Source organism: Bradyrhizobium sp. 137, assembly GCF_023074095.1.
In the GTDB taxonomy this organism is placed as follows: domain Bacteria; phylum Pseudomonadota; class Alphaproteobacteria; order Rhizobiales; family Xanthobacteraceae; genus Bradyrhizobium.
The window spans coordinates 97,350-121,243 of record NZ_JADPKU010000005.1; the positions used below are offsets into that span (position 1 = coordinate 97,350).

General features: G+C 64.0%; 24 protein-coding genes and 1 tRNA gene. 16 read left to right on the forward strand and 9 right to left on the reverse strand.

The window, feature by feature from the left end:
• The first annotated feature begins 283 nt into the window (after positions 1-283).
• The 8 genes from IVA78_RS01330 (at position 284) to IVA78_RS01365 (ending at position 9,670) form a co-directional block, all read left to right on the forward strand.
• Positions 284-1,441, forward strand: coding sequence for a thiolase domain-containing protein (locus IVA78_RS01330; protein ID WP_247276216.1), 1,158 nt, complete (start codon positions 284-286; stop codon positions 1,439-1,441).
• Positions 1,441-1,830 (forward strand): Zn-ribbon domain-containing OB-fold protein, encoded by a 390-nt coding sequence (locus IVA78_RS01335; RefSeq protein WP_247276217.1) that lies wholly within the window; start codon positions 1,441-1,443, stop codon positions 1,828-1,830. The genes IVA78_RS01330 and IVA78_RS01335 overlap by 1 nt, the downstream gene beginning before the upstream one ends.
• A 252-nt stretch (positions 1,831-2,082) precedes the next feature.
• Entirely contained in the window at positions 2,083-2,943 is an 861-nt protein-coding gene (locus IVA78_RS01340; protein WP_247276218.1) for a MaoC/PaaZ C-terminal domain-containing protein, read from the forward strand.
• A 155-nt stretch (positions 2,944-3,098) separates the two neighbouring features.
• Positions 3,099-3,977, forward strand: coding sequence for an SDR family oxidoreductase (locus IVA78_RS01345; protein WP_247276219.1), 879 nt, complete (start codon positions 3,099-3,101; stop codon positions 3,975-3,977).
• A 112-nt stretch (positions 3,978-4,089) separates the two neighbouring features.
• Entirely contained in the window at positions 4,090-5,043 is a 954-nt protein-coding gene (locus IVA78_RS01350) for a dihydrodipicolinate synthase family protein (RefSeq protein WP_247276220.1), read from the forward strand.
• Between the two features lie 4 nt (positions 5,044-5,047).
• On the forward strand, positions 5,048-5,863 hold the full coding sequence (locus IVA78_RS01355; protein ID WP_247276221.1) for an NUDIX hydrolase: 816 nt from the start codon (positions 5,048-5,050) through the stop codon (positions 5,861-5,863).
• Between the two features lie 79 nt (positions 5,864-5,942).
• Positions 5,943-6,857, forward strand: coding sequence for an EamA family transporter (locus IVA78_RS01360; protein ID WP_247276222.1), 915 nt, complete (start codon positions 5,943-5,945; stop codon positions 6,855-6,857).
• Positions 6,858-6,982: 125 nt separating this feature from the next.
• A complete protein-coding gene (locus tag IVA78_RS01365; RefSeq protein WP_247276223.1) occupies positions 6,983-9,670 on the forward strand; it encodes a PAS domain S-box protein in 2,688 nt (895 codons plus the stop codon).
• Positions 9,671-9,712: 42 nt separating this feature from the next.
• Here IVA78_RS01365 and IVA78_RS01370 read toward each other — a convergent pair whose 3' ends face one another.
• The 3 genes from IVA78_RS01370 to IVA78_RS01380 all read right to left on the reverse strand — a co-directional run bounded on the left by IVA78_RS01370 (position 9,713) and on the right by IVA78_RS01380 (position 11,369).
• Positions 9,713-10,153: a DMT family transporter gene (locus IVA78_RS01370; protein ID WP_247276224.1), complete on the reverse strand. Its 441-nt coding sequence runs from the start codon at positions 10,151-10,153 to the stop codon at positions 9,713-9,715.
• A 79-nt stretch (positions 10,154-10,232) separates the two neighbouring features.
• Entirely contained in the window at positions 10,233-11,015 is a 783-nt protein-coding gene (locus tag IVA78_RS34500) for an AraC family transcriptional regulator (protein ID WP_247416853.1), read from the reverse strand.
• A gap of 3 nt (positions 11,016-11,018) precedes the next feature.
• Complete coding sequence (locus tag IVA78_RS01380; protein WP_247276239.1) at positions 11,019-11,369, reverse strand: GrlR family regulatory protein; 351 nt, start codon at positions 11,367-11,369, stop codon at positions 11,019-11,021.
• 259 nt (positions 11,370-11,628) lie between these two features.
• Here IVA78_RS01380 and IVA78_RS01385 point away from each other — a divergent pair, with 259 nt between their 5' ends.
• Positions 11,629-12,126, forward strand: a complete 498-nt coding sequence (locus IVA78_RS01385; protein ID WP_247276226.1) for a hypothetical protein — start codon at positions 11,629-11,631, stop codon at positions 12,124-12,126.
• A gap of 55 nt (positions 12,127-12,181) precedes the next feature.
• On the opposite strand, the gene IVA78_RS01390 is transcribed toward IVA78_RS01385, so the two are convergent.
• Positions 12,182-12,565 (reverse strand): VOC family protein, encoded by a 384-nt coding sequence (locus IVA78_RS01390; protein WP_247276227.1) that lies wholly within the window; start codon positions 12,563-12,565, stop codon positions 12,182-12,184.
• 238 nt (positions 12,566-12,803) lie between these two features.
• Here IVA78_RS01390 and IVA78_RS01395 point away from each other — a divergent pair, with 238 nt between their 5' ends.
• The 3 genes from IVA78_RS01395 (at position 12,804) to IVA78_RS01405 (ending at position 14,212) form a co-directional block, all read left to right on the forward strand.
• Positions 12,804-13,319, forward strand: coding sequence for a hypothetical protein (locus tag IVA78_RS01395; RefSeq protein ID WP_247416855.1), 516 nt, complete (start codon positions 12,804-12,806; stop codon positions 13,317-13,319).
• A 160-nt stretch (positions 13,320-13,479) separates the two neighbouring features.
• Complete coding sequence (locus IVA78_RS01400) at positions 13,480-13,983, forward strand: hypothetical protein (RefSeq protein WP_247463817.1); 504 nt, start codon at positions 13,480-13,482, stop codon at positions 13,981-13,983.
• A gap of 152 nt (positions 13,984-14,135) precedes the next feature.
• Positions 14,136-14,212, forward strand: a tRNA-Arg gene (locus IVA78_RS01405).
• 240 nt (positions 14,213-14,452) lie between these two features.
• Here the strand turns inward: IVA78_RS01405 and IVA78_RS01410 are convergent.
• Together IVA78_RS01410 and IVA78_RS01415 are read right to left on the reverse strand one after the other, a co-directional pair.
• Complete coding sequence (locus tag IVA78_RS01410; protein ID WP_247276230.1) at positions 14,453-14,725, reverse strand: hypothetical protein; 273 nt, start codon at positions 14,723-14,725, stop codon at positions 14,453-14,455.
• A gap of 417 nt (positions 14,726-15,142) precedes the next feature.
• Positions 15,143-15,406, reverse strand: a complete 264-nt coding sequence (locus IVA78_RS01415; RefSeq protein ID WP_247276231.1) for a hypothetical protein — start codon at positions 15,404-15,406, stop codon at positions 15,143-15,145.
• A 289-nt stretch (positions 15,407-15,695) separates the two neighbouring features.
• Here IVA78_RS01415 and IVA78_RS01420 point away from each other — a divergent pair, with 289 nt between their 5' ends.
• Together IVA78_RS01420 and IVA78_RS01425 are read left to right on the forward strand one after the other, a co-directional pair.
• Entirely contained in the window at positions 15,696-16,142 is a 447-nt protein-coding gene (locus IVA78_RS01420) for a hypothetical protein (protein ID WP_247276232.1), read from the forward strand.
• A gap of 97 nt (positions 16,143-16,239) precedes the next feature.
• Positions 16,240-17,112, forward strand: a complete 873-nt coding sequence (locus IVA78_RS01425) for a DMT family transporter (protein WP_247276233.1) — start codon at positions 16,240-16,242, stop codon at positions 17,110-17,112.
• 19 nt (positions 17,113-17,131) lie between these two features.
• On the opposite strand, the gene IVA78_RS01430 is transcribed toward IVA78_RS01425, so the two are convergent.
• Positions 17,132-17,425 (reverse strand): hypothetical protein, encoded by a 294-nt coding sequence (locus IVA78_RS01430; protein WP_247276234.1) that lies wholly within the window; start codon positions 17,423-17,425, stop codon positions 17,132-17,134.
• A gap of 323 nt (positions 17,426-17,748) precedes the next feature.
• On the opposite strand from IVA78_RS01430, the gene IVA78_RS01435 reads away from it, so the two are divergent.
• Positions 17,749-19,479 (forward strand): Cache 3/Cache 2 fusion domain-containing protein, encoded by a 1,731-nt coding sequence (locus tag IVA78_RS01435; RefSeq protein WP_247416858.1) that lies wholly within the window; start codon positions 17,749-17,751, stop codon positions 19,477-19,479.
• Between the two features lie 138 nt (positions 19,480-19,617).
• Here IVA78_RS01435 and IVA78_RS01440 read toward each other — a convergent pair whose 3' ends face one another.
• Complete coding sequence (locus tag IVA78_RS01440; protein ID WP_247276236.1) at positions 19,618-20,277, reverse strand: peroxiredoxin; 660 nt, start codon at positions 20,275-20,277, stop codon at positions 19,618-19,620.
• Positions 20,278-20,659: 382 nt separating this feature from the next.
• Here IVA78_RS01440 and IVA78_RS01445 point away from each other — a divergent pair, with 382 nt between their 5' ends.
• Positions 20,660-21,232, forward strand: coding sequence for a hypothetical protein (locus IVA78_RS01445; RefSeq protein WP_247276237.1), 573 nt, complete (start codon positions 20,660-20,662; stop codon positions 21,230-21,232).
• Positions 21,233-21,287: 55 nt separating this feature from the next.
• Here IVA78_RS01445 and IVA78_RS01450 read toward each other — a convergent pair whose 3' ends face one another.
• A complete protein-coding gene (locus IVA78_RS01450) occupies positions 21,288-23,141 on the reverse strand; it encodes a nucleotide pyrophosphatase/phosphodiesterase family protein (protein ID WP_247276238.1) in 1,854 nt (617 codons plus the stop codon).
• Positions 23,142-23,894: the final 753 nt, after the last annotated feature.

The following is a 23,894-nucleotide window of genomic DNA, read 5'->3' on the forward strand; positions in this document are numbered from 1 at the left end:
GCGATTTTCCTCTTTGAAATCAACCCCGTTCTACTGTGCATGGGGTTGTTTTCGTTAAAAAAGAAAATCGCTTGCGCGGTCGGGCAAAGCAGCTTTAGGATTCTGCTGTCGCCTGCATCATTGGCGAGGAGCTCTTGCGACGACGCAATCCAGCACAAGAGGCGGACCCCATTTGGGCCCACCCGCTACCCTCTCGCAGGGCGGAATATTTCCGCGCTTGCCAAGCAGGCCACCGCGGTTCAGAAAAACGGAGCAAGAAAAAACGCGAGCGGAGACCTGAAGTTTGACCATCAAGGGCAAGGCCTACATTGCCGGGATTTTTGAACACCCGACCCGGCATGCGCCGGACAAATCCACCGCCCAGCTCCACGCCGAGGTCGCCAAGGGCGCGATCGAGGATGCCGGGCTCTCCAAAGACGATGTCGACGGCTATTTCTGCGCGGGCGATGCGCCCGGCGGCGCTTGGCCGATGGTCGATTATCTCGGCCTGAACACCAAAAAACTCCGCCATATCGATTCGACCGAGACCGGCGGCTGTTCCTACATCATCCATCTCGGCCACGCCGCCGAAGCGATCGCGGCAGGCAAGTGCTCGATCGCGCTGATCACGCTGGCCGGCAAGCCACGCACCGGCGTGATGCCGCCGCGCGCGGCCGGCGCAGAGGTTGATTTCGAATCCGCTTACGGCGCGACCACGCACAATGCCTATGGCATGTGTGCCATGCGCCACATGCACGACTATGGCACCACGAGCGAGCAGCTCGCCTGGATCAAGGTCGCGGCCTCGCATCATGCGCAATACAATCCGCATGCGATGCTCAAGGACGTCGTCACCGTCGAGGACGTCCTGAACTCGCCGATGATCTCCGATCCCCTCCATCGCATGGATTGCTGCGTCGTCTCCGACGGCGGTGGCGCGCTGATTGTGACGACGCCAGAGATTGCCAAGAGCCTGAAGAAGCCTCAGGTGCGCCTGATCGGCCATGGCGAGGCCATGAAGGGCCCGCGCGGCGGCAAGGATCTCGACCTCACTTATTCCGCGGGTATCTGGTCCGGCCCGCGCGCCTTCGAGGAAGCCGGCATCACGCCGAAGGACATCAAATACGCCTCGATCTACGACAGCTTCACCATCACCGTCTTGATGCAGCTCGAAGATCTCGGATTCTGCAAGAAGGGCGAGGGCGGCAAGTTCGTCGCCGATGGCAATCTGATCTCGGGCGTCGGCAAGCTGCCGTTCAACACCGACGGCGGCGGCTTGTGCAGCAATCATCCCGTCAACCGCGGCGGCATGACCAAGATCATCGAGGCCGTCAGGCAGCTGCGCGGCGAGGCGCATCCGAAGGTGCAGGTCAAGAATTGCGATCTCGCCATCGCCCATGGCACGGGCGGCCTTTTGGGTGTTCGCCACGCCGCCTCGACCGCCATTCTGGAGCGCGTGTGATGAGCGAAGCAAAAAAATACCCGGCCCCGGTGACCAATCCCGAGACCGCAGCGTTCTGGGACGCCGCTGGCCGCGGCAAGTTCATGATCAAGCGCTGTACCGCCTGCGGCGAAGCGCATTACTTCCCGCGCGCGATCTGCCCGTTCTGCTATTCGGACAAGACGGTGTGGGAGGAGGCTTCGGGCGAGGGCACGATCTACACTTACAGCCTGATGCGGAAGTCGCCGAGCGGTCCTTACGCGATCGGCTACGTCACGCTGAAGGAGGGGCCGTCGGTGCAGACCAACTTCGTCGACTGCGATCTCGATAAGCTGAAGATCGGTCAAAAGGTGAAGGTGGTGTTCAAGCCGACCGACGGCGCACCGCTGCCGTTCTTCACGCCGGCCTGATTGCTTTCTTCCTTCTCCCCTTGCGGGAGAAGGTGGCATAGGCCGCCTCCGGCGGCCGCCCTTAAAGACGCCGAAGCGAAGCTTCGGCTTTGGCGCCGGATGAGGGGTATCGCTCCGCGAAGAGATTGCTCGATGCGGAAGCAACCCCTCACCCAAACGAGTTTGCCGCACCGTCCTCGCTGCCCTCTCCCACAAGGGGAGAGGGCACTTCAACTGGCGGTGCCGAAGACATTCGGGAGGAAGACAAACAACATGTCCGCCAGATACGAAGAACTCAAATGCCTGAAAAACATCGGCCAGAGATACGCCTACACCGACCGCGACGTAATGCTCTACGCCTATGGCATCGGCCTAGGCGCCGATCCCATGGACGAGAAGGAGCTTGCCTTCGTCAACGAGGGCACGCTGACGCCGCGGCCGCTCAAGGTAGTGCCGACGTTTGCGTCCGTCGCAGCGTGGGGTTCGGGTCCCGGCGAGATGAACCTCAACCGCGTGATGGTGGTCGACGGCGAGCGCGACATCACCTTCCACCAGCCGCTGCCGGTCGCCGCGAACATCACCGCCGATTCCTCCGTGCTCGAGGTCTACGACAAGGGCAAGGACAAGGGCGTCGTGATCAGCCACCAGACGGTGCTAAAGAACGAGAAGGGCGAGAAACTGGCAACGCTGGTCGCTTCGCGCTTCGCCCGTGGCGACGGGGGCTTCGGCGGGCCGAACCTGACGCAGCCGGATCCGCACAAGATTCCATCGCGCGCACCCGACAAGACCATCGACATCACCACGCGCCCAGACCAGGCGCTGGTCTATCGCCTCTGCGGTGACCGTAACCCGCTGCACTCGGATCCCGAGTTCGCCAGGAAGGCCGGCTTCCCGCGCCCGATCCTGCACGGCATGTGCACCTACGGCATCACCTGTCGCGGTGTGCTCCAGACCTATGCCGATTACGACGCCTCGGCCTTCCGCCAGCACGTTGCCCGGTTCTCTTCGCCCGTCTATCCCGGCGAGACCGTAACCATGGACCTCTGGAAGGACGGCAACGTGATCTCGTTTGAAGCCAAGGTGAAGTCGCGCGGGGTCACCGTGATCAAGAACGGCAAGACGGTGCTGGGTTAGGTCGGTCTCGTGCCCCGGGCGCAGCGCAGCACTCAGTGATGCGCTGCTGAGCCGGGGCAGGGAATGCTCGACGAAGAACTGGGTCCCGGCTCTGCGATGCAGCGTTCACGCTGCATCTTGTCCGGAACACGAAAACAAAACAGGGAGACGCCACCATGGGACTACTCGACGGCAAGGTTGCGCTGATCACTGGTGCGGGCGGGGGGCTCGGTGAGGCCTATGCAAAGCTGTTCGCGCGGGAAGGGGCCTCGGTCGTCGTCAACGACCTTGGCGGGCCCCGCGACGGCTCCGGCGCCGACACCTCGATGGCCCAGAAGGTGGTGGACGCGATCAAGGCCGAGGGCGGCAAGGCCGTCGCCAACGGCGCCGACATCTCCACCATGGAGGGCGGCCAATCGGTGTTCGACGACGCCATCAAGCACTTTGGCCGGGCAGACATCCTGGTGAACAATGCCGGTATCCTGCGTGACCAGACTTTCGCAAAAGCCTCCGAGGCGGATTGGGACAAGGTCATCAAGGTGCATCTGAAGGGCACCTTCTGTTGCACCCTGCCGGTGTTTCGCTGGATGCGGGAAAACGGCGGCGGCGTCATCGTCAACACCTCCTCGACCTCGGGCCTGATCGGCAATTTCGGCCAGACCAATTACGGTGCGGCCAAGGGCGGCATCTGGGGCCTGTCCAACGTGCTGGCGATCGAGGGCCGCAAGTACAACATCCGGATATGGACGCTGGCGCCGGGCGCGCTGACCCGCATGACAGCAGACCTGCCCCGCTATAAGGAGAACCCCGGCGCGGCGCTGGGGCCGGACGGCATCGCGCCGGCCGTGCTATACATGGTCAGCGACTTGTCGGGCGGCCAGACCGGCAAGGTGCTGGGTGTGTCCGGGCCCCGCGGCGTGCGCGAGATGCGGATGATGGAGATGGAAGGCTGGAAACCGCCGCACTCGGGCTGGAAGGCCCAGGACATCGTTGATCATGCCAAGGAGATCTTCTTCTCCGATGAGCAGATCAAGATGGGGGCGCGGCGGTTTTAGGCTGAGTTGTCGTTCCGGGGCGATGCGAAGCATCGAACCCGGAACCTCGAGATTCCGGGTCTGGTCCTTCGGACCATCCCGGAATGACAAAAGAAAGAGAGACGAGACGAACATGAAACTCACCGCCGACGCCAAGGGCACTTTCGCAATCGCGCCGACGCCGTTCCATGACGACGGCCGGATCGACGAGCGCTCGATCGACCGCCTGACCGATTTCTACGAGGAGGTCGGCTGTGACGGCGTGACGGTGCTGGGCATTCTCGGCGAGGCGCCGAAGCTCGATGCCGCCGAGGCCGAGCAGGTGGCGGTGCGCTTCGTCAAGCGGGCCAAGAAGATGCAGGTGATCGTCGGCGTCTCGGCGCCGGGTTTTGCCACCATGCGCTCGCTGGCAAAGGCCTCGATGGACGCCGGCGCGGCCGGCGTCATGATCGCACCGCCACCATCGCTCCGCACCGACGACCAGATCGTCGGCTATTTCAAGCAGGCTGCCGAGGCGATCGGGCCTGACGTGCCCTGGGTGCTTCAGGATTATCCGCTGACGCTCTCGGTGGTGTTCACCCCCGCCGTGATCCGCAAGATCGTTATGGACAATGCGAACTGCGTGATGCTCAAGCACGAGGACTGGCCGGGGCTGGAAAAGATCTCGACGCTGCGCAATTTCCAGAAGGACGGCTCGCTCCGTCCGCTCTCGATCCTCTGCGGCAATGGCGGGCTCTTTTTGGATTTCGAGATGGAGCGCGGCGCCGACGGCGCTATGACCGGCTATGCCTTCCCCGAGCTCCTGATCGATGTCGTGCGCCTCTCGAAGGAAGGCAAGCGCGATGCCGCGCATGATCTGTTCGACGCGCATCTGCCGTTGATCCGCTACGAGCAGCAGCCGGGCGCCGGCCTTGCCGTGCGCAAATACGTGCTCCAGAAGCGCGGCATCATCGCCTCCAGCGCGCAGCGCAAGCCCGGCGCGACAATCACGCCGGCGGCGAAGGCGGAGGTCGAATACCTGCTGTCGCGCGTCGCCCGAATCGACAAGCGCGCCAATCTCGGCCCGCAATCCAGCGCCGCAGGTTAGCCGCATGCCTGAAGCCGCCGCATCACGCCCTGCCTCGACGATCCTCCTGCTGCGCGACGGCGTGGATGTCGACGGCAAGAACCGCGGCGAGATCGAGGTCTTCATGATGGTCCGCCATCATCAGATCGAGTTCAACTCGGGCGCGCTGGTATTTCCCGGCGGCAGCGTCGATGCAGGCGACAAGGAGATCGTGGTCCGCGCCGACCTCTATTCGGGCGGCGAGGGCTTAAGCGAGGCGGACCGCGGCTTTCGGATCGCGGCAATCCGCGAGACTTTTGAAGAGAGCGGCATCCTCCTGGCGCGATCGAAGGATTCGGGCGCACCGGTCGATGCCAAGCGTGCCGGCGAGATCGCCGATGCGCATCGCGTCGCGCTCAACGAGCACAAGGTCAGCTTCCTCGATATCCTTGCCGATAACCGTCTTCAGCTCGCGCTCGACACGCTCGTGCCGTATGCGCACTGGATTACGCCAGAGGGCATGCCGAAGCGGTTCGACACCTGGTTCTTCCTTGCGGCCGCGCCGCCCGATCAGCTCGGCGCCCATGATGGTCGCGAGTCCACCGATTCCATCTGGGTCTCGCCGCGCGAGGCGGTGGAGGGCGGGGCGAGCGGCCGCTTCAAGCTGCCGTTCCCGACCACCCGCAATCTGATCCGGCTTGCCAAGCAGGGCAGCGTGAGTGCTGCACTGGAGCACGCCCGCGGGATGTCGATCGTCACGGTCATGCCTGTGATGACCAAGACCGAAACCGGCCGCCAGCTCCGCATCCCCCGCGAGGCCGGCTACGATGGCGAGGTGTTCGAGGTCGGCGCGGTCGGCTAGATACTTCGACGCCAAACGAAGTATCGGCGGCCGCGGACACGCTAGGTTCTGTCCATCGCGAATGGATGGGACGCAAGTCATGGACAACCGGCAGGGTACCAACATCGCCGTCGAGCTGGCGTTGCTGGTCGCGCTCGCAACGCTCTGGGGCGGCTCCTACACTTTCATCAAGCTGGGCGTTGCCACCATTCCGCCGGTCACGCTGATCGCGGCGCGCACCACGATCGCAGGCCTCTTGCTGCTGGCCGTCATGCGGGCGCGCGGCATCGGGATGCCGACCGACCGCGAGACCTGGCAGCGCTTCGCCTTCCAGGCCGTGCTCAACAGCGTCATCCCCTGGACGTTGATCGCCTGGGGCGAGCGCCATGTCGATGCTGCGCTTGCTACGATCCTCAATTCGGCCGGACCGATCTTCACCTTCCTGCTCACGGCGCTGATCACCCGTCACGAGCCGACGACGCCGCGAAAGCTGTTTGGCGTGATCGCCGGCATGGCCGGCATCCTGCTGATCGTCGGCGTCAATGCCTTCCATGACATCGACAGCGGCCTGCTGGCGGAGGCGGCGATCGTCGCCGCGACGATCTGCTATGCCTGCGCCGCGATCTTCGGCCGCAGTTTTAAGGGGCTCGACCCCATGGCGCCGGCCGCCGGCTCGCTGCTGGCGGGCGCAGCCGTGCTGATTCCGGCCTCGCTCGCGATCGAACAGCCCTGGAGGCTGTCGCCTTCGCCGACTTCCGTATTGGCGCTGCTCGCGCTGGCCGTGTTCTCGACTGCGGCGGCTTTCGCGATCTACTTCCGCCTGATCCAGACATTGGGCTCGGTCGGGACCACGGCGCAGGCCTATCTGCGCGTCCCGATCGGGGTTGCCATCAGCGTCGCGTTCCTCGGCGAGACCTTGAGCCACACCGCCTGGATCGGTCTGGCCTGCGTCGTCCTCGGCGTTGCCGCCATGACGATCCCGGCCGGGCGGCCGGCAAGCGTCAAGAGCTCTTAGTCCGAGACGAAGAAGGGGCGGCAGGCTCCGGATATTAAGGATATTCGGCGGCCAGAGGCATGTTCCCCCGGGGGCGCAATACGTCGTATATTGGGCCTCCAGCAGCCTGGTCCTCAAAAGCCCCAATGTCCGCCGAATTGATGCCGACCCCAGAGAAAAAGCGAACCTTCTCGCTCTCCATCGGCCAGCTCACCTTCGGCAGCTTCCTGTTGGTGCTGGCGGTGATCATCGTCACCTCGACCGCGAGCGTGATTGCGATCCGGCATATCGACACCACCTTCGCCGAGCTGCAGCGGCTCCAGAGCGTCGGGGACCTTGCCGAGGACATCGATCGCCGCATGAACGAATTGCGCCTTGCCGCGCGCGACTTCGTCACCGATCCCGGCGCCGGCATCCAGTTCCAGCAGGTGGGCGAGGCGGCCTCCGCCTTAAGCGATATCCTGAAGAAGACCCGCATCGAGCTCGCGCCCGAGCAGCAGGACATGATCGACGGGGTCACCGAGCGGCTTGCGACCTATCGGACCGGCCTGGAGCGGATCTCGACCCTGATCGACCGCCGCGCCCAGCTGCTCGCCGGCCTGCCACCGCTGCGCGACCGTTTCGACGCGGCCGTCGCCGGCACCGCGGACCGCGAGCTGGCCTCCCGCCTGTCCGAGGCGCAGAGCCGGATCGCGCTCGGGCTGCTGGCGCGCAACCCTTCCGCGGCCGAGCAGGCCGCGGAGGGAATGCGGGCGATGGACACCGCCGATAGCAAGCTGAGGTCGGCTGTCAACGATTACGCCGAGGCAATCATGGCGGTCGCCGTCCGCGAGCGGCAGATCGCCGACATCGACCGCGAGGTGCTGGGCACCGAGGGCCGCCTGATCGGCCGCGTCACCGAATTGCTGCGCGAGGTCAGTTCGCGCCGCGGCCACGTGCTGTCGCGCGATTTTGCCCGCACGCTGACCGAGGCGCGGTGGCAGAGCATCGTGCTCGGCACGGTCGGCGTGCTGATCGGCATCGGCGCCGCGTTGTTCGTGGTGCGAAGGACGGTCCGTCCGCTCGCCCAGATCGCGCGCTCCATTCGCGCGCTTGCAGCGGGCCAGAAGGACACGTCGATCCCTTCGGCCGACCTCGACAACGAGATCGGCGATATCGCGCGCGCGGCCGAAGTGTTCCGCCGCGCGCTCGAGGAGGCCGACACGGCGCGCGAGGCGGCGGTGCGCGCGCTCACCGAGCAGCGCCTCGCGGAGGAGAGCTACCGAAAACTGTTCGAGGGCTCGGTCGATGGCATTTACGTGACGACGCCGGCCGGCGACCTCCTCAACGCCAATCCGGCGCTGGCGCGGATGATGGGTTACGACAGCCCGCAGCACCTCATCGACAGCATCAACGACATCGCCCACACGATCTACGTCCACCCCGAGGCGCGTGCCGAATATCAGCGGCTAATGGCGCGCGACGGCATGGTACGCGAGTTCGAGTATCAGGTTCGCCAGCGCAGCGGCAACATCCTGTGGCTCTCCGACAGCGCCACGGGCGTGCGGGACGAGCAGGGCAACATCGTCCGCTACGAGGGCACGCTGCGCGACATCACCGACCAGAAGCGGGCGGAAGATGCCATCGCCGAAGGCCGGCGCCTGCTCCAGCAGGTCATCGACACCGTGCCGGCGGTGATCAACGTCAAGGATCGCGACCTGCGCTATGTGCTGATGAACCGTTACATGGCCGGTATCTTCGGCATCGAGCCGAGCGACGCGCTCGGCCGCACCACGGCCGACCTGATGTCGCGCTACGGCGCAGCCAAGTCTGACGAGAGCGACAAGCGCGTGCTCAAGCTCCGCAAGGGGCTCGGCTTCTATGAGGAGGAGTACAAGGACGCCTCCGGCAACATGCGGCAATGGCTGGTCAACAAGCTGCCGCTGCTCGACGCCGAAGGCGAGATCGAACGCATCGTCACCGTCGCGCTCGACATTGGCGAGCGCAAGCGCGGCGAGCAGGAGATGCGCAAAGCCAAGGAAGCTGCCGAGACCGCGCTGCGCAATCTGCGCGAGACCCAGGCCTCGTTGATCGAGGCGGAGAAGCTCGCCGCGCTCGGGCGCCTGGTCGCCGGCGTCGCGCACGAGGTCAACAATCCGGTCGGCATCAGCCTCACGGTCGCGTCCGCGCTGGAGCGCAAGACCGCGATGTTCACCGCCGAGGTGGAGCGCGGCGAGCTCCGCCGCTCCACGCTCAACGAGTTTCTCAACACCAGCCGCGATGCCTCTTCGCAGCTCGTTTCCAATCTCAACCGCGCCGCCGAGCTGATCCAGTCTTTCAAGCAGGTCGCGGCCGACCGCAACTATTCGGACCAGCGCAGCTTCGACCTTGGCGACCTCACCGAGCAGGTGGTGATGAGCCTGCGGCCCGGTCTGCGAAAGCACAATCTGACGCTCAATGTCGAGTGTCAGCCGGATCTCACCATGAACAGCTATCCCGGCCCGTACGGCCAGGTGCTGACCAATCTGTTTCTCAATTCGGTGGCGCACGCCTTTCCGGACGGCCGGCCGGGGACCATCGACATCCAGGTGCGCGAGTCCGGCAAGGACAATGTCGAGATCGTCTTCTCCGACAATGGCTGCGGCATGTCGCTCGACGTCCGCCGCCGTGCCTTCGATCCGTTCTTCACGACGCGGCGCGATCAGGGCGGCACCGGCCTCGGCCTGCACATTGTCTACAGCATCGTCACCAACCGGCTCGGCGGCCGGCTCGACCTAGATTCCGAGCCGGGCGGTGGCACGCGCATCCAGATGATCCTGCCGCGCACAGCGCCGCTCGAGCAAGCGGCGGAATGATCAGGTCGCGGACTCGCTAGCGCGCCGCGCTGCCGGCGATCGTTACCCGCGAACGAGAGCCGCGCCCAGGATGAGACACCCGGCGCCCAACGCCCGTGTCAACGTGATCGGATGGTGCGGCAGGCCGAACAGGCCGACGTGGTCGAACGCCAATGAACCAAGCAACTGACCCACGACGATCAACGTCAACACCGTCGCCACGCCGAGGCGCGGCACCATGAGGATGCTGGTCGCGATGAAGATCGCGCCGAAAATTCCCCCGGTCCATGCGATCCAAGGCGCTCGTCCGGCCAGGGCGGCAGCGGGTATCGGCTCGCGCACGACGATCAGGACCAGCAGTAATGCGATTGTCCCGCCAAGATAACTCACGAACGCCGCCCACCTCCCTGATTGCATGGCCTTGCCAAGACTGGCGTTCAGCACCTGCTGAAAGGCGAGGCTCAGGCCCGCGGAGAGGACGACGAAGGCTGCCAGAAGGTTCATGCGCGGCTCGTAATGGCATGGGAAGTGGCGCCAGCTTAGCGCCTGGAGCCAATTCACGTCTGGAACGAAATCGACCGCCTCAATCTGCGAACGCGCAGCGGTAGGCGGCAGGCGTTGCGCCGTAAGCGCGCCGAAACAGGCGACCAAGGTGGCTCTGGTCGGAGAACGAGCCGGCATAAGCCACGTCCGCGACGGTGTCGCCGCACTTCAAACGTGAGCGTGCCGCTGCCAGTCGCAGCGCAAGACGATAGGCGGCAGGGGTCATTCCAATCTCTCGCTTGAACTGCCGAATGAAGCCGTCGGTCGATCGGCCCTGGCGTGCCGCGATCGTGCGGATGTCGAGATCGTCGCACGAAACCAGCTCCGTCAGCGCGGCACGTTTGGCCGGCAGCGTCAGACGTCTCGGGCACGGATCATGCGAGCCGATCGCGTCGAGCATCTCCTCTGGCAAGGTTGCCCGCGAGTTACGGATGCAGAACGGCCCCGAGATCCTTCTCACCGCCGCATGAACGCCCGGTAAATAGAGATGGTTGACGATCGAGCCCGCGCCGCCTTGCGAGGCGTGCGGTACGCCCGCCGGGATGACGACGATATCGCCCGCGATGGCGAGAAACTCTCCGAATGTGGTCATGTACATGCGCCATCCCTTGTGGACGGCGGCGACCTGGACATTCGGGTGAAGGTGACAGGCGAGCGCGACCGCCTGTGCCGCCGCGAGGTGGCCGAACTCGATCGCCGAGTCACGTGCCCATGGGCGATATGTCCACGATCTAGGCATCCTCACTGCATACGATCTATTGCTCAGGATGTCAGGAGGCTGCTGCAGACTGGTTTTGAGCCGTGCGTCGTGACTTATTGGCACGCCCTAATCGACGTCGGCGAGCCTGTGCAGCGTCGCGCCGAAGATCTGGCTGGCCTTGCCGACCAGCGCCGTGCCGGTCATCTCCCCGCGCGTCTCCGTGAAGGTGCCACTGACGCCGATGCCGACCGGGGCGGGGCCGCCGAACAGCGGATTGTCGTCGCCCCGCGGCGAGGTGTGGCGCTGCACCAGCACTTCGCCCTTGAAGGTGTTGTCCTTCACGGTGTAGCTGCCGGTGTAATAGAGGTAGGCGTCGCCGCCAAGAATCTTGCCGTCGCGGAAAAGGATCACGCCGCTGCCTTTGCCGACCCGACCGTCGAGCAGGCTCACGTGAATCGAATAGAGGCCGTTCTTCATCACGTCCCGCAGGCCGGCCGCCATCGCCCAACGGCGTAAGCGGTAGAGCATTTATGCCAAAGCGCATCCGCACGCGCAACGCGGCAGTTTAGCGGGCGGCAGGGGCATCGCCGTCGCGAGCCGTGATTGTTCCGGCTTGTGCGTGACGCCGTCATGACGCTCTGATGATGAGGCGAGGCCGGACGTTGCGCATTGGAGTTGGCCCGCGAAATGCATAGCCATTATCGCACTGGCCGCGGAGTGCTGGAGCAAGACGAACGTGAGCAACTGGATCGATTCCGGCGGCGTTGAGCCGCGTCTGTACAGTGTGCGTCCCGCGAATTGCAAAAGCGAACGACGGCGGAGCGGCACCGCGACACGCTGGCGAAGCTTGATAAGGCTCGCGTGCGCCTTGGGCCTGAGTGCGCTTGCGGCCTCCTTCGGGCACGCGCGTGACCGTGGCCAATTCGCGAACACCAATCCGGACTTGAAGGCCTGGTTCGACGGCTTGCGAAGCGGCAAGGGGCCTTGCTGCTCGGACGCCGACGGCTCGGCCGTCTCGGATTCCGACTGGGACAGCAAGGACGGGCACTATCGTGTCCGCATCCCGCGCTACGGCTCGGGCATCGACGGCCAGCCGCAAGAGCTCGTCTGGGTGGACGTGCCCGAGGAGGCCGTGATCTCGGAGCCCAACCGGGTCGGACGAACCATGGTCTGGCCGATCTACGGCCCCATGGGCGTCACCATCCGCTGCTTTATGCCTGGTAGCATGACATAGGCCACCAAGCGACGCTTCGCCCGGAGGGCTGATGCCTGATGCCGCCCGCGCCGCGTCACGTATACTTGGTGTCGCGCTCGAGCAGTTCGATGGAGATGCCTTCGGGGCCGCGGATGAAGCAGATGCGTACGCCGGGCCTGATCGTCGTCGGCTCGCGTGTGAAAGTGACGCCCTTGGCCTTGATCTCGGCGGCGACGGCGTCGATGTCCTTTACCGTCAGACCAAAATGGTCGAGGCCCTGATGCGGATGCGCGGGCGGCGGGCTGACGGCGCTGTCGCCTTCGAGCGGCGCGATGAATATCCTGGCCCCGCCAAGGTTCACGTCGATCCGTCCGGGCGCCCGCACGATCTCGCCACCGAGGATGTCGCGCAGCCAGGCCGCCGTGGCCTCCGGATCAGGGCTGCGCAGATGGACGTGATCCCAAGTGACGACTGGCATTTCATTCTCTCCCAATGGGACCTTCGGATGTTGCGCCGCATGTTAACGGCCCCTGCCGGTGATCACCACCGTCGTTGCCGATTCGCAACGGCCGGGAACCTTGGTTCGTGTTCCCGATTAAGGTATCCAGCGGCTCGGTCCGTCGTCGGACGGGCGTAAGCCGCTGTCGGTGACGAAAACCATGAACGCTGGGCTTGACCGGATCGGGTTGAGGCGTTTCGCCGGAATCGGCGAGCGATTGGCGCGGACCGTGACGGTTGCGAGCGTCTCGTTTGGCCGAAGTTTGCTGTGGTTGCTGGCAGCGATCATCGTCGGCTGCGGAATCTGGATGCTGCTGCCTCTCTCCAAAAGCAATAGCGCTGAGTCGGGGACGTCGGAGCTGGCAGCCGTCGAGACGGCTCCTTCGGGCGATTCGGCCGGCGCGGGCGCGCCGGCCCCCGAAGCTCGGGCGCCGGCAATGGCAGAACTCGGTCGTCTCAGGATTTCATCGCAGACCTGGCGCCGCGGCGGCCTCGGCTCGAAGGCGCTGGTGACGTTCACGCTGCGAAACGACAATGACTATGCCGTAAAGGATGTCGAGATCGTCTGCGCTTTCGCGCGGCGCGACGGCAGTCATCTCACCGATCGCAGCCGTGTGCTGGCGGACCCCGTCAGCATGAAGAGCCGCAAGACCTATGCGCAGATCCCCGTCGGCTACGTCAATGTGAACGCCGATCAGGCGAAGTGTTCGCTGGTTGCAGCGCGCCGCGCGTAAAGCGCTGCATTTTCCGATAGCGGAAAAGTTACCGTCCGCAAGACTTGGCCAAAAAACTTCGCGTCGCCATTTGAACCGTACGGCTGGGCTAGGAACCAATTAGAAGATCGCCTGTTGAGGCGGAGAGCCCACGCGGGGATGCGGGGGGCGGAGCGCGGCTATGCCCATCTTTCGGTATTTCATCTTTGTCGGTGGAGCTTTGCTCGCACTGTTATTTGCCGTGGACTTCGTTCTGCCGGCGTCACCAGTGACGCAAACTGTTGCGACGGCGAGCAACGACCAGCCACTGATCCGGATCCGGTCCGATCGCCATTTGCCTGAGCGCGTGGTGCTCGATACCAGCCAGCCGACGATTGCCGCGCCTGCGATGAAGAGCGCCACCGTCGCGGCGCCGCAGCCGCCGGATACCGCGTCGGCAGCGGCCCTCGCGGAGATGTCGGCCAAGGCGCGGGTGCGCGAGACCTTTGCCCAGTTTACCCCTGGCTCGAAGGCCGACAGCGCCGCCAAGAAGCCGCAGGCCCAGGCTCAGCCCAAGCGTAAGGTCGCCAGAGCGCACACGGCCCCGCAATATGGTGGGCCGCAGTATGGTGGGCCACAACAGTTTGGCCGGCCGATGCTGGTGGCCCAGCAGCCGCATTTCGGTCTTTTCAACACGACCTGGTGAGAGAGCCTTCGACTCGTCTCGAACGGCGACGGGTGGGGCTTTATATTGGGCAGCCTCTCTGCTAATTCGAACCCATCCGAACGCCGCCCGCTGTGCGGGCTCGCCAACAGTGGTCAGGCGCGTCTCGGTTGCGGCCCAATCTTTGGGCCAGGGCGCTCGTAGCTCAGCTGGATAGAGCATCGGATTTCGATTCCGAGGGTCGGAGGTTCGAATCCTTCCGAGCGCGCCACGCTTATGTTTGTCCAGCCCGGAGACATAGGTAGCAGGTCGTACCTGAGACATGGGTGACAACCTCGTGCCGAACGGGTTGTCGAGGGTTGCAGGGTTTACGCCATGCATTGATGGCACAGCCCATTATTGCTCGGCCCGCGCTTTCACCGTCAACCCCGCGCGCCAAGGGCGCGCCCCTGCGGGCTTCCAGATGCGTCTTCTCGCAAAAGCGAAGGGGCCCCGAGGGCCCCCTTTGATATTACCAGCGGCGATAGCCGTAACCATAATAGCGTGGGCCGTAGTAGCGCGGCGCATAATACCGGGGGCCGTAGTACGGCCGCGGCCCGTAATACCCATAATAGTTCGGACGCCACCAGCAGCGTCCCCAGGCGTTGCAGACCATGCGGACCTGCTCGACGTCGGAGACCTGCGAAGTTGCAGGCGCGGGCGCGATGGGCATGGCGGACGCCGCCGGCGATACCGCGAGGGCACCGAACAAGGATGCGGCGACGAGGCCAATCTTGAGCTTCATGATGTCTTCCTCCGCTGACGCGAGGCAGGATATCGATGATGTTCTGATCAAATTGTGGCGGACCCGAAATGTAATGCTGATGAACAAATCTTCGGTCAGCCGAGCGTCAGGGATGATCTTAACGGCACCAAACCATCTCTGATTCAGTGTTGCGCGTGCGCCGGCAGGTGCTCGCACGACTTGCCGCCAGCCTTGATCCTGCGCAATTTTGCGGGGCACGGGGCGGCCGTCTCGATGTTGACGTCAGCGCGGGCGAGACCTCGGCCCCGACCATGGTGGCCTCACCGCGCGCGCTGGCATGATCCGCGCCGATTATTCTGACTCGTGCACAAGGCGTATCGGTCTACGAGATCGAGAAGCAATTGCTGCTCTCGGGCGCCGCGAAATAAGAACGCCCGCGGGAAGGAGCGGCGCCCCTCAGTAGCAGGGGTGCCGGCGACCGTCCTGGCCGATATAAGCGGCTGCGCTTCGGTAGCAGTGGTTGGTCGACGGGCCGTCGTAATAGGCGAAGGTGCCGGGGGTGATGCCGGGTCCGTAATTGTGCAGATAGCTGATCGGGTAGGGCAGCGGGTTGACGTAGGAGCGGTGGTAGCGGTGGTGTCCCCGCGCCTCCGCGAGGCCGGGGGCTAGGATTGCAGCCGACAGGACAGCAACTGCGGCTACAAGCTTCAACTTGCTCATCTGATTCTCCGGAACCTGCGCGAATGGGTCCGCTATTTATAGCAATTTCGGGTGGTCAGGACATCGGTCCGGAGGCTCGGAATCACGCCCAAACCGCAGATTTCCGGGTGGGTGCGACAGAATTGCCGACATGCGGTCGAAAGCTGCCCATTTTTGGCCTTTTCGGGATGCTTAACGAATTCCCCACACAAGTGTGACCAAATAGTATTCGGTTTAGAATCCCTCGCCGGCCTTTTGGGGGCTCCTTCGAGGCCGGTCCATTCCTGAAGGCTTTCGCCGTCACGTCGCCATGCGCATCATGCTTCCGAGCCTGCTGTTGTTGTGCCTCGCCGCCGCCATGCCGGCGCGCGCCGAGCTGCACATCACCCGCGACCACGGCGGCTATGTCGAGGAGTACAAGACCAAGTACAAGCGCGTGCGCGAGAAGGGCGAGCGCGTCATTATCGACGGCATCTGCAATTCGGCGTGCACGCTCGTGCTTGGCATCGTCCCGATGAACAAGATCTGCGTAACGCCGCGCGCCAGCCTCGGCTTCCATCAGGCCTATTACGACAAGGCCTTCACCTTCGGCATCAAGGTTACGAGCGCCGAAGGCACCTCCGATCTGATGTCCTACTATCCCGACAAGGTGAAGGACTGGATCCGCCGCAATGGCGGGCTCACCACTGATATGAAGAAAATCAAGAACGGGGTCGAGCTCTGGAAGATCATCGACCCCTGTCCGGAAGAGTGGTGAGCGGCTGAGCCGCGGCTCCCGCTGTCGTCGCAGCGCAGCATCGCTCGTCCGGAAATTCGTATTGCCGCATGGGGCCCCATCGGGCAAGGAGGCGGCAATGAAGCACAATCCGGAAGCCCTGACCGCCCGCGCGGCGCCGATCCTGTTCGTCCTGCTCTGGAGCACCGGATTCATCGGCACGAAATACGTCGTCGACAATGCCGATCCCTTGACCTATCTCGCCATCCGCATGGCGATCGTGGTCGGCCTGATGGCGATCATCGCGGCGATCGCGCGGCCGAAATGGCCTGATGGCACCGGCATTGCGCACAGCGCGGTCGCCGGCATTCTGGTCCATGGCTTCTATCTCGGCGGCACCGCGATCGCGATCGCGCATTCGATTCCGGCAGGCCTTTCCGCGCTGATTCCGGGTTTGCAGCCGATCCTGACCTCGACCATCGCCAATCGCTGGCTCGGCGAGAAGGTGACGCCGGTGCAATGGGCCGGCCTCGTGCTCGGCCTCGGCGGCGTCGTGCTGATCCTGCACAACCGCCCGATGAGCGGCGAAGCCGGGCTCGGCTGGCTCGCCTCGGTGGTCTCGCTGATCAGCATCACCCTCGGCACGCTCTATCAGCGCCGCTACTGCAATCACATCGACTGGCGCGCCGGCAATCTCGTGCAATACCTGTCCGTCACCATTTTCTTCGCGATCGGCGCCTTTCTGTTCGAAGACCGCGTGGTGCACTGGACGCGCGAATTCGTGCTCGCGCTCGCCTGGCTGGCCGTGGCGCTCTCGATCGGATCGATCGGGCTGTTGTACTGGCTGATCCGCCACGCCGCGGCAACCTCGGTCGCGAGCCTGTTCTACCTGGTGCCGGCCGTGACGGCGCTGATGGCCTACCTGCTGTTCGGAGAAAAGCTGGACGCAATTGCCATTGCCGGCATGGCGCTCTGTGCCACAGCGGTCTTTGTGGTCAATCGACGCTTCTAGCAGTTTCCGAGCGTTGCGGTCAGCGCTTGGCCTTCTTGGCCTTCTTCTTCGATTTGGTGGCTTTCCTGGCGGCCTTCTTCGCAGATGTCTTGGTGGCCTTTTTTGCGGCTTTCTTGGACGACTTCTTCGCGGCTTTCTTCGTGGTCTTGTTGGCAGCCTTCTTGGCCGTCTTTTTGGCAGCCTTCTTCGCCGCGACCTTCTTTGCGGCTTCCTTCACCTGCTTGACGGCGGCGACTGCGGCGTCCTTGGTCGCTTCCACGGCGGTGGTGATCGTCTCCATCGCCAGCTCGGTGATCGGCTTCTCGTTGTCCATATCGTCCCCCATTGTTTGAACGGAGCGATGACGATAGCGGGTTTCAAGATTGTGTCAAAGCAACGCTCAACCTATGCGGATCTTGCGTAGGCTGCGAGCGCGGCGTCCCGCTCGCGTGATCGCTGACCGGCTGCGGAGTGGCGGGTGGCCGGACAGGCGGAGATCGCCGCCGAGCGAGACGATGAGGGGCGGAGCGCTTGGCGTGGTGAGGGGGCTTCTTTACGATTTGGAAAGGATGCCCGCGCCCGGCGGTGCAAACGGTCGTTAATGGGGCCGTAAGCCGATTGCATCAATATGCAGGAGCTACGGGGGTCACTCGATTCATGTCCAACTTTCTACCGGCGAAACTTCTGCCGCAGTTCAAGCTCGGCACCAAGGCAGTCCTGTGCGCCGTGCTGCTGATCGCCGTGAACACGGCGCTCGTGGTCGGCGCCGGCTATTGGTCGCTGACATCCGCATTCAATGATCGTGCTCTCCGCGACATCGAGGTCAATCTGCGCACGCTGGCGCTGGCCTTTGCCGAGACCGTTCCAGACGTCAAGATCACGGTGAGGGACGGCGCAGTCGCACGCGCCGAGATTCCCAAGATGCCCGAGCTCAGGGATCACGCCATCGTCGATCGCGCAGTGTCCTATGTCGGCGGCAATGCGACCCTGTTCGTGTTCGACGAGGCGAGCCGACAATTCGTGCGACGCTCGACCAATGTGAAGAAGGAGAATGGCGATCGCGCGGTCGGCACCCAGCTTGCCGCCGATCATCCGGGACAGGCGCCGCTGCGTCGTGGCGAGGCCTATAAGGGGCCGGCGACGCTGTTCGGCAAGTCGTTCATGACCGCCTATTTCCCGATCTTGGACGCGACCGGCAAGGTCGCCGGCATTCTCTATGTCGGCATCCCCATGGCCCAGTTCGAGAGCATGCTGTCCCAGGCGATCTCGAGCATGGCCGCGGCGGCCGGTCTCGCGGCGCTCCTGGTCCTGATCCTTACCTTGGTGATCGTCCGCCGTGTCACGAAACCGCTCACCTCGGTCACGCACTCGCTCACGGCGCTTGCCAACGGCCAGAGCGACGTCGCGATCGAGTGCGAAGATCGCGCCGACGAGATCGGCGAGATCGCCCGCACCGTCGCGGTCTTCAAGAGCAATTCGCTGGAGCGGGCGCGCCTGCGCAGCGAGCAGGCGGCGGCAACGACTGCCGCGGCCGAGCAGCGCAAGGCGGAGCTTCGCAGCTTCGTCGAGGAGTTCCGCGGCAGCGTCGGCGGCATTCTCGACAAGGTGCTCGCATCGTCGGGCGAATTCGAGCGCGTGGCACGGCAACTCACCGATGTTGCGCGCTCCACCGCCGAACTGTCGGCGCACTCGGCCGGAGCTTCCGAAAACGCCTCCGAGCACGTGCGTTCGGCAGCGTCGGCCTCCGACGAGCTGTCCCAATCGATCTCCGAAATCACCCGCCGGGTGCAGGAATCCAACGAGATCTCCGCCGAAGCGGTGCGGCAGGCCGAGGCGACCGACCAGCGCATCGCGCAGCTCTCGGAAGCCGGCGCGCGTATCGGCGACGTCGTCAAGCTGATCACCTCGATCGCCGAGCAGACCAACCTGTTGGCGCTAAACGCTACCATCGAGGCCGCCCGCGCGGGCGACGCCGGCCGCGGCTTCGCCGTGGTGGCCCAGGAGGTCAAGACGCTGGCCGGCCAGACCGCCAAGGCGACCGACGAGATCTCGAACCAGATCGAGAGCATGCAGCTCGCGACCGAGGAATCGGTTGCCGCCATCAAGGCGATCAGCCAGACCATCGAGCGCATCAGCGGCATCGCCGGCTCGATCTCGGCTGCGGTCGAGCAGCAGAAAAGCGCGACCCACAACATCGTGGCCAGCGTTCGGGCGGCGGTGTCGGGCACGGCCGATGTCGCCGTCAATGTCCGTCACGCCGCCAAGGGCGCGAGCGAAACCGGCGAGACCTCGAGCCGGATGTTTGCCTCCGCTCAGGCGCTGTCGGGCGAGAGCCTGCATCTGAAGGCCGAGGTTGACGGCTTCCTCGACCGCGTCCACGCGGCCTGATCCAACGCGGTCATTGCGGGCCGTTCAAAGGACCGAACTCTGGTGCGCAATTGCGCACCAGAGAATCTCGAGATCCCCCGGTGCGCAATTGCGCACCAGAGGTCTGGTCGGTCGGACCATCCCGGGATGGAAGTTGGGTTATTTCGGCTGCGGCACGATGCGAATGTAGGGCTTCGGCTCCTTCCAGCCCTGCGGGTAGATCGTCTTGGCCTCGTCGTTGGAGACCGAGCCAGCGATGATGACGTCTTGCCCTTGCGTCCAGTCGGCCGGCGTCGCGACACGATGCTTGGCGGTGAGCTGGAGCGAGTCGATGACGCGCAGGATCTCCTGGAAGTTCCGCCCTGTGGTCATCGGATAGACCAGCACCAGTTTGATCTTCTTGTCCGGGCCGATGATGAAGACGTTGCGAACGGTCTGGTTGTCGGCCGGCGTGCGGGTGAGGGGATCGCCCGAGGTCGAGGCCGGCAGCATGCCGTAGAGTTTGGAGACGTTGAAATCGGTGTCGCCGATCATCGGATAGTTCGGCGCGGCGCCTTGCGTCTCCTTGATGTCCTCCGACCATTTGGAATGGCGGTCGACTGGATCGACCGACAGGCCCATCAGCTTGACGCCGCGTTTGTCGAATTCCGGCTTCAGCTTGGCCAGCGCGCCGAGTTCGGTCGTACAAACCGGCGTGAAGTCCTTGGGGTGCGAGAACAGCAGGGCCCAGCTGTTGCCGATCCAGTCATGGAACTTGATCTTCCCTTCGGTGGTCTCAGCTTCGAAGTCGGGGGCGGTGGCGCCGATCGGAAGTGTCATGGTTCTACCTCATCTCTTTGAATTTACTATGGAATTCATCTCGGGCCGTCATCATCAGTATAGGGTTTTGGCGAAGCCAAGTGAACCGGCTCAAGTAAAATGTGAATTCCTTCTTCGAAAGACCGATTTTCTAGCACCTTTCTGTTACCGCGGCGCCTGCGGCGAAACATCTCCACCCGGGGTGACACGGTGCCGATTGCCCCGATAATGCCGTTTATGACTTCCATCACGCTCGCCCGGCGCTTCCTAGAACCAAAATGGTCCTGACAGCGACCAATTGGCAACCATCTAGAAAAGTCGCGATCCCCGTATCGAATCGTTAACCACCCCTTTACGTCGGCATGAAAATGCTGGCCGATCAGAAGAAGTCTGGAAGTGAACTATGTCTGCCGCTGCGCCTAAGCCTACCGAGCCGTCGTCCCTCGAACCGTCCTGCCGCGATACGGCGGCCCATGCGCTGAGCATCGTGCGCGACGGCGTGATCACGGGCGAAGGCCCGACCACCAAAGGAAGGGTGCATTTCTCCCGTTCGCTCGATGCCGACGACACCGCCTGGTGCGTACGCATCCTGACGGCCACTGCCGTCAACGACCAGCCGGTGAGCCGCACCGAGGCCGAAGTATTGTTCGAGATCAACGAGGCCGCGACCGAACGTACTGACGGTGGCCGGTTCGACGACCTGCTCGCCAAGTCCGTTGCCCATTATGCAGCCAGCGCCTCGGGCCTAAAGGTGCCGCCGCGAAGCGTTGCGCTATCGGCCGACACCGAGATCGAGAGCTGGGCACCGTCCTATGCCTCCAAGGTCAACAGCGAGATGCTGGAGTGGATCGCCGGCCAGATGCGCGGCAAGCGCCAGAACAACCGTCGCCTAATGGCGATGGTGGCGACCTTCCTGGGCGCTACCGCACTGCCTCTGGCGGGCCAATTGCCCAACGTGTTCGACATTGGCATGTAAGATTTTGAGCATTTAACATCGACGCGCCTCATGCAGACGCGATCGAGCGGCGGGGTCATTTCCCCGCCGTTTTTTGTTTACCGCCCTCAAGCTCGAGCCCGAGCGTGCGGCCGGGGAAGCCGGCGGCATCGAAATAGCGCTGGCTGCCGACGCGCTGGAAGTTCAGCACGGTCATCAGGCCACCCTCGGCCGGTTTGGACTTCAGCGTGCCGGCATAGGCCTTCGGCATCGTGCCATTGAGCAGGGCTTCCGAGATCACGCGGCCGACGAGAACGCCGTTCTGCGCGCTGCGCAGGCCCAGGAGCCGGGCCGCGGTCATGCCGACGTCGGCGTTGCTGACCGGGATCTCGTCGACATAGCCGGCTTTGAAGTCCGGACCAATGGCGGCCATGAAGTTCATGGTGTCGCCGCGGCTGAAGCTGCCATGCATGCCCTGGCCCTGGCGCAGGACGGTATCGGCGACCTGCACCGAGCAGTTGGTCGGCGCCTCGCCGCAATCGCTGGCATAGGAGCGGAAGTTGACGACGATCGACGGCGTCGGCGTCGCCGCCTTGCCGCGCAGATTGATGCTTGACAGTGGCAGCGTGCCGGGGAAGCGGCCGAGCGAGTCGTGGACGAACAGGCCGGAGACGTAGTCCTGCTCGAGCAGCGCCTTGATCGTCTTCGCCGCCAGCGTCTTGTCTTTGTTGGGCAGATAGATCAGGTCGGAGCCGCCATTGGTCGCGACGACGAGATCGGGCTTGGTCGGATCCTTGCCGAGCACGCCGTTACCGGCCTTGGGATGCTTATTGCCTTCGATCTTTGCATTCTTGTCGTTGGGATCGAACAGCGGCAGGTCGAGCGCTTTGGCGAGGTCGAGCGCCAGGAAGCCCATCGGCAAAAAGTCCTTCGGCGTGTCGTCATAGCTGATCTTGGCCGAGGGGCTGGTCTTGCTCTCCTTGGAGATGGTCGAGAAGCCGTGGTCCGCGGAAACGATGATGTTCGTCGATGTGGCGAGCCCGAGCTCGTCGAGCGCCTTGCGGAGCTGGGCGAGGTTGGTGTCGGCATTCTTGATGCCAGCCATCGAGGTGGGACCGTTGATCCCAGGCATGATCTGATTGAGGCTGTCACCGGTATTGTGCTGGCTGCCGTCGGGGTCGCGCGACCAGAACACCAGCACGAACGGCTTGTTGCGCGCCTTGAACATCGGCAGCACCACCTTGGTGGCGACATCGGCAAAATAGGCCTGTTGCGCGACGTTGGCGACGGTGGTGCCAGGGGTTTTGGCGTCGCCCGCCTTGGAATTGTCGCCGCGTGGTGGCGTGGCGGTGGGCAGGCCGGCCTTGGTCAGCGCGTCCTTCACCTCGTCCGACAGCGCGACACCGTTCTTGCCGCCGGTGGAGTCGTCGAACACGACCGAGTGCAGACCAGCCCTGTCGGGCTTGTCCGTGTGGTCGAACTGGTAGGTCGGGCCGACCTTGCCGATCGCCGCGGTGCTGAACCCCTTGTCGCGGGCCATCTTCAGGATGGTCTCTTCGTTCAGATAGTCGCCCTTGAAATGCTCGTCGATGTCGCCGAGCACGGCATCGTTTTCGATAAAGGGGACCACGGTGTCGCCGGCGGGGACGGAGGTGTAGTTGGTCCAGATCGTGTTGGAGAAAACGCCGGTATCACCGAGATAGTGTCCGGTCGACATCGCCGAGCCGTTGGCCATGGTGAAGGTCGGGAACAACGAATGCGGGTTCTTGAAGTTGACGCCCTTGTCGCGGACCTCGGCCATCGCCGGGGCCGTCTCCGGTGTGACCTTCAGCGCGCGAAGACCGTCCGGAATGAACAGGATCAAGTTGCGGGGCGTGTTGTTCTGGGAGGAGGCAAGTCCGGTGGACAGGAATGTCAGTCCGGCGGACAGCAACACCAGTGAGCGGCGCATCAAATCTCTCCCTGCGGTGAGGCGGCTTGGCCGCGACCGCGGCCCCAGGCTCGTTTAGTTTCGCTGCATGACACTTTCGTTACAAGTGCCGTTGGCGATGCAGGAGGCGGGGAAGGGTGGCGATGCATGAATCTCGTGTCCCGGACGCGCTGCGTCGCAAGGGCTCCTCGCGATGACGATCAAGAGGCGGCGGCCTGATTCTCCAGGTGACGCCGTCATTCCCCGCCACCGGGTCTCGCCTTCGGCGAGCCCGATGACAGGCTCCGGCGGGGAATCCAATACGCCGCGGCGTCTCTGTTCAAGCACTGCCGTCTCGGCGTACCGGATCGCCCGGTCCCGGCTCCGCCAAGGCTACGCCGAGGCCCACAGGAGTGCTCGGCCCGCCGAAGCCTTGGCGAAGGCGGCAAGCCGGGCGATGACAGCGAATGTGTGGTGGCAGACACATCTTCGCATCCTCGCGGCTTGTTCGCCCGAGCTTTGCTTCGTCGCTCCACCCTCAAAACGGCCGAGGGCGCAGGGAAGGCCGGGAGCCGGTTGGCTCCGATGGACCGCCATGCCAAGAGCAGGTTGCGTGTGCTTCATGCATAGCGGACAACAGGGCAACCGGAGCATCCCGGCCTTCCCCGCGCGGATGGTTGGAACGGCTTATGTCGCGCTCTTGTGTCTGGGAAATCTGCCAGAATGTGCAAACGGGCGGTTCTCGCAAAACCGCCCGTTGCTGGATCTGAGCCCGGTCGCGCTCAAAGGCCGTGA

Bases quoted from the DNA above. Each gene is read 5' to 3' on its own strand.
- IVA78_RS01335 (WP_247276217.1), top strand. From the start codon at position 1,441: ATGAGCGAAGCAAAAAAATACCCGGCCCCGGTGACCAATCCCGAGACC.
- IVA78_RS01340 (WP_247276218.1), top strand. From the start codon at position 2,083: ATGTCCGCCAGATACGAAGAACTCAAATGCCTGAAAAACATCGGCCAG.
- IVA78_RS01345 (WP_247276219.1), top strand. From the start codon at position 3,099: ATGGGACTACTCGACGGCAAGGTTGCGCTGATCACTGGTGCGGGCGGG.
- IVA78_RS01350 (WP_247276220.1), top strand. From the start codon at position 4,090: ATGAAACTCACCGCCGACGCCAAGGGCACTTTCGCAATCGCGCCGACG.
- IVA78_RS01355 (WP_247276221.1), top strand. From the start codon at position 5,048: ATGCCTGAAGCCGCCGCATCACGCCCTGCCTCGACGATCCTCCTGCTG.
- IVA78_RS01360 (WP_247276222.1), top strand. From the start codon at position 5,943: ATGGACAACCGGCAGGGTACCAACATCGCCGTCGAGCTGGCGTTGCTG.
- IVA78_RS01365 (WP_247276223.1), top strand. From the start codon at position 6,983: ATGTCCGCCGAATTGATGCCGACCCCAGAGAAAAAGCGAACCTTCTCG.
- IVA78_RS01370 (WP_247276224.1), bottom strand. From the start codon at position 10,153: ATGAACCTTCTGGCAGCCTTCGTCGTCCTCTCCGCGGGCCTGAGCCTC.
- IVA78_RS01380 (WP_247276239.1), bottom strand. From the start codon at position 11,369: ATGAAGAACGGCCTCTATTCGATTCACGTGAGCCTGCTCGACGGTCGG.
- IVA78_RS01390 (WP_247276227.1), bottom strand. From the start codon at position 12,565: ATGCCAGTCGTCACTTGGGATCACGTCCATCTGCGCAGCCCTGATCCG.
- IVA78_RS01400 (WP_247463817.1), top strand. From the start codon at position 13,480: ATGCCCATCTTTCGGTATTTCATCTTTGTCGGTGGAGCTTTGCTCGCA.
- IVA78_RS01410 (WP_247276230.1), bottom strand. From the start codon at position 14,725: ATGAAGCTCAAGATTGGCCTCGTCGCCGCATCCTTGTTCGGTGCCCTC.
- IVA78_RS01415 (WP_247276231.1), bottom strand. From the start codon at position 15,406: ATGAGCAAGTTGAAGCTTGTAGCCGCAGTTGCTGTCCTGTCGGCTGCA.
- IVA78_RS01420 (WP_247276232.1), top strand. From the start codon at position 15,696: ATGCGCATCATGCTTCCGAGCCTGCTGTTGTTGTGCCTCGCCGCCGCC.
- IVA78_RS01425 (WP_247276233.1), top strand. From the start codon at position 16,240: ATGAAGCACAATCCGGAAGCCCTGACCGCCCGCGCGGCGCCGATCCTG.
- IVA78_RS01430 (WP_247276234.1), bottom strand. From the start codon at position 17,425: ATGGACAACGAGAAGCCGATCACCGAGCTGGCGATGGAGACGATCACC.
- IVA78_RS01435 (WP_247416858.1), top strand. From the start codon at position 17,749: ATGTCCAACTTTCTACCGGCGAAACTTCTGCCGCAGTTCAAGCTCGGC.
- IVA78_RS01440 (WP_247276236.1), bottom strand. From the start codon at position 20,277: ATGACACTTCCGATCGGCGCCACCGCCCCCGACTTCGAAGCTGAGACC.
- IVA78_RS01445 (WP_247276237.1), top strand. From the start codon at position 20,660: ATGTCTGCCGCTGCGCCTAAGCCTACCGAGCCGTCGTCCCTCGAACCG.
- IVA78_RS01450 (WP_247276238.1), bottom strand. From the start codon at position 23,141: ATGCGCCGCTCACTGGTGTTGCTGTCCGCCGGACTGACATTCCTGTCC.